The sequence below is a fragment of the Thermohalobaculum sp. genome, from assembly GCF_058622915.1.
Map to the genome: position 1 here is coordinate 1 of NZ_JBZSYN010000026.1, position 3251 is coordinate 3251.

4 protein-coding genes are annotated in these 3251 nt (G+C 67.4%); all 4 read right to left on the reverse strand.

Features of this window, described 5'->3' with window-relative positions:
* A partial coding sequence (gene fusA / locus AC32QD_RS02000) for an elongation factor G (protein ID WP_492008803.1) occupies positions 1-1666 on the reverse strand: 1666 nt, incomplete at its 3' end.
* 35 nt (positions 1667-1701) lie between these two features.
* Positions 1702-2172 carry a 30S ribosomal protein S7 gene (gene rpsG / locus AC32QD_RS02005; protein ID WP_492008804.1) on the reverse strand — a complete coding sequence of 157 codons (471 nt, stop codon included), beginning with the start codon at positions 2170-2172 and terminating at the stop codon, positions 1702-1704.
* Between the two features lie 12 nt (positions 2173-2184).
* Positions 2185-2556 (reverse strand): 30S ribosomal protein S12, encoded by a 372-nt coding sequence (rpsL, locus tag AC32QD_RS02010; RefSeq protein ID WP_492008805.1) that lies wholly within the window; start codon positions 2554-2556, stop codon positions 2185-2187.
* Positions 2557-2932: 376 nt separating this feature from the next.
* Positions 2933-3251, reverse strand: a 319-nt coding sequence (locus AC32QD_RS02015) for a hypothetical protein (RefSeq protein ID WP_492008806.1), incomplete at its 5' end; no start/stop codon positions are given.

A 3251-nucleotide genomic window follows, 5' to 3' on the forward strand; every position in this document is an offset into this window, starting at 1 on the left:
GCACCACGCCGCCGACGATCCGGCTTTCGAAGTCGTTGCCCTCGCCTGCCTCGGCCGGCGCCAGGATCAGCTTCACGCGGGCGAACTGGCCCGAGCCGCCGGTCTGCTTCTTGTGCGTGTAGTCGACGTCGATCTCGCTGCCGATGGTCTCGCGGTAGGCCACCTGCGGCTGGCCGACATTGGCGTCGACCTTGAACTCGCGCTTCATGCGGTCGACCAGGATCTCGAGATGCAGCTCGCCCATGCCCTTCATGATCGTCTGGCCGGACTCGATGTCGGTCGAGACGCGGAACGAGGGATCCTCGGCGGCCAGCCGCTGCAGCGCGTGGCTCAGCTTCTCCTGGTCGGCCTTGGACTTGGGCTCGATGGCCAGCTCGATCACCGGCTCGGGGAAGGTCATGGTCTCGAGCACCACCGGGTCGGATGCGTCGCACAGCGTGTCGCCCGTGGTGGTCTCCTTGAGCCCGGCCAGCGCGATGATGTCGCCGGCGAAGGCCTCGTCGCTCTCCTCGCGGCTGTTCGCGTGCATCATCATCATGCGGCCGATGCGCTCGCGCTTGCCCTTGGTCGAGTTGAGGATCGACTCGCCCTTCTTGAGGCTGCCCGAGTAGACCCGCACGAAGGTCAGCGAGCCGACGAAGGGGTCGTTCATGATCTTGAAGGCCAGAGCCGCAAACGGCAGACCGTCGTCGGCGCGCCGCTCGATGTTGCGCGTCTCGCTCTCGTCGTCGGGCCGGAAGCCCATGTAGGGCGGCACGTCGAGCGGGCTCGGCAGGTAGTCGATCACCGCGTTCAGAAGCGGCTGCACGCCCTTGTTCTTGAACGCCGAGCCGCACAGCACCGGCACGAAGCTCAGGGACAGCGTGCCCCTGCGGATCAGCTCGCGCAGCTCCTCCACCGAGGGCTCCTCGCCCTCCAGGTAGCGCTCGGTCCACGCGTCGTCCTGCTCGACGGCAAGCTCGATCATCTCCGAGCGCATCTTCTCGGCCAAGTCCTTGAGTTCGGGCCGGATCTCGCGGATCTCCCAGCTCGCGCCCAGGTCCTCGCCGTGCCAGACCCATTCCTGCATAGTCACCAGGCTGATCACGCCCTCGAAGTCGTTCTCCTCGCCGATCGGGATCTGGATCGGCAGCGGCGTGGCGCCGGTGCGGCTCTTGATCATCTTCACGCAGTTGAAGAAGTCGGCGCCGATCTTGTCCATCTTGTTGACGAACACGACGCGCGGCACCTTGTAGCGGTCGGCCTGACGCCACACCGTCTCCGTCTGCGGCTCGACCCCGGCATTGGCGTCGAGCAGGCAGACCGCGCCGTCGAGCACCGCCAGCGAACGCTCGACCTCGATGGTGAAGTCCACATGCCCTGGCGTGTCGATGATGTTGAAGCGGAACATCGCATCCTGCGGCGTCGCCCCGTAGCCGCCGATCGGCGTCTTGCCGTCCTCGGTGCGGAACCAGAAGGTGGTCGTCGCGGCCGAGGTGATGGTGATGCCGCGCTCCTGCTCCTGCTCCATCCAGTCCATCACGGCGGCGCCCTCATGGACCTCGCCGATCTTGTGCGACTTGCCGGTGTAGAACAGGATGCGCTCCGTCGTCGTGGTCTTGCCGGCATCGATGTGCGCCATGATGCCGAAGTTGCGGTAGCGCGGGAGGGAGAATTGGCGGGGCATCGTTTCAGTCCTCTGGAGCTCGGGCCGCCGGATCGTTACCAGCGGTAATGGCTGAAGGCCTTGTTGGCCTCGGCCATCTTGTGCGTGTCCTCGCGCTTCTTGACCGCGGTGCCGCGGTTCGCCACCGCGTCCATCAGCTCGGCAGCGAGGCGCTCTTGCATGGTGTTCTCGTTGCGGTTGCGCGCCGCGGCGATCAGCCAGCGGATCGCCAGCGCCTCGCGCCGCTCGGGCCGCACCTCGACCGGCACCTGGTAGGTGGCGCCGCCGACCCGGCGCGAGCGCACCTCGACCGAGGGCTTGATGTTGTCCAGCGCCTCGTGGAACACCTCGACCGGCTGGCGCTTCAGGCGGCCCTCGACGCGCTCGAAGGCACCGTAGACGATGCCCTCGGCGGCCGACTTCTTGCCGTCGTGCATCAGGTTGTTCATGAACTTCGTCAGCACGCGGTCGCCATACTTGGCGTCCGGCAGGATCTCGCGCTTCTCGGCACGATGACGTCGCGACATGGTGCGCTCTCCTTACTTCGGCCGCTTGACGCCGTATTTCGAGCGGCGCTGCCGGCGGTCCTTCACCCCCTGGGTGTCGAGCACGCCGCGGATGATGTGATAGCGCACGCCCGGAAGGTCCTTGACGCGGCCACCGCGGATCAGCACCACCGAGTGCTCCTGCAGGTTATGGCCCTCGCCGGGGATGTAGCTGATCACCTCGAAGCCGTTCGTCAGGCGGACCTTGGCGACTTTCCTCAGCGCCGAGTTCGGCTTCTTCGGGGTCGTGGTGTAGACGCGCGTGCACACCCCCCGCTTTTGCGGGCTGGCCTCCAGGTGCACGGCCTTCTTTCTCTTCACTCTGGGCTGCCGGGGATTCCGGATCAGCTGCTGGATCGTCGGCATGTGTGCCTACCTTGTCTCGTCTCTCGCCATCGCCGCGGCGCCCGCCCGGGCGGCGCAAACACGAAGCGCCGCATGGCCCGCGCAACCTGCGCCCTGCGGCCGAACATCAGAGGACCGGGCCCGAGCCGGGTCATGCCTGCCACCGATGAGGCATTATACGCCTCCGCAGCCGGTGCCCCGGCGCGAAGTGGGCGGAACATATACATGGCGGTTTACCGGGTCAAGCCGGCAAAGGCGGGTTTTTTCGGCCCGGTTTCACGCCTCGAGCCCGGAAGCGAAGAGCGATCACTCCGCTCGTTCGTGCCGCGCCGCTGCGCGTGGCGAAAGCACAGGGCCCGGCGCCGAGCGCCGGGCCCAATTGCCGCCACAGCCGTCGTCAGAGGATCTCGTCGAACCCGCCGCCCGAGGCGGCCTGATCGGCCCCCTCCTGGCTGCGCTCCTCCTCGTCCTCGACGTCGATCACCTCGAGCGCCGAGGCAGCAGCGGCCGCAGCGGCCTCGCGCTCGGCGATGATCGCCCGGTCGCGGCCGGCCGCGACCTGCTTGAAGCGCTGGGTCGCCGAGCCCGTACCCGCCGGGATCAGACGCCCGACGATAACGTTCTCCTTCAGCCCTTGCAGCCTGTCGCGCTTGCCCTGGACTGCCGCCTCGGTCAGCACCCGGGTGGTCTCCTGGAACGAGGCCGCCGAGATGAAC

Coding starts and splice junctions, on each gene's coding strand:
- rpsL (WP_492008805.1), bottom strand. CDS start 2,556: ATGCCGACGATCCAGCAGCTGATCCGGAATCCCCGGCAGCCCAGAGTG.
- rpsG (WP_492008804.1), bottom strand. CDS start 2,172: ATGTCGCGACGTCATCGTGCCGAGAAGCGCGAGATCCTGCCGGACGCC.